The 521-nt window shown below is 56.8% G+C and carries 1 tRNA gene and 1 rRNA gene; both read right to left on the bottom strand.

From position 1 onward, the window contains the following. Positions 1-13 precede the first annotated feature (13 nt). A tRNA-Met gene (locus tag QD409_RS35745) sits at positions 14-90 on the bottom strand. A 265-nt stretch (positions 91-355) separates the two neighbouring features. Beyond that, positions 356-470, bottom strand: a 5S ribosomal RNA gene (rrf, locus tag QD409_RS35740). Between the last annotated feature and the right edge of the window lie 51 nt (positions 471-521).

Here is a 521-nt window from a genome sequence, read left to right as displayed (position 1 = left end):
AGGGATGGGATATTGGTTGCGGGGGCAGGATTTGAACCTGCGGCCTTCAGGTTATGAGCCTGACGAGCTACCGGGCTGCTCCACCCCGCGTTACCAGCGCAAATCGCGAAGCGATTTGTCGCGAATAGCAAGCCGTGTTCGGCTTGCGTCATCCACGCAAACCGCTTTGCGGTTTGTCGTGTGTTCCCTTGGCACGTTATTTCGCGTGCGCCGAGGGAGAATTGGTTGCTTTCCAGAAGCGACAAAGGCCGCTTGTGTAGCGGCCTATTGTAACACGGCTAGAGCCGCTTTGTGATGAGAAGATTATGAGACGCATAAATTGCTTGAGCGATTTAGCGTGAGTTGCGATTTGCAGACCTGGCAGCGACCTACTCTCCCGCGTCTTAAGACGAAGTACCATGGGCGCAGGGGCGTTTCACGGCCGTGTTCGGAAAGGGAACGGGTGCGGCCACCCCGCCATAACCACCAGGTCGGCAAAGCGCAACTTCGGGCTAAACCGCGCTAGCGGTTTATGCCCTATG

Source organism: Rhizobium sp. BR 315 (assembly GCF_050577975.1).
Lineage (GTDB): Bacteria > Pseudomonadota > Alphaproteobacteria > Rhizobiales > Rhizobiaceae > Rhizobium > Rhizobium miluonense.
The sequence above is the reverse complement of the archived record's forward strand: the minus strand, read 5'-3'. Positions and strand labels throughout refer to the sequence as shown.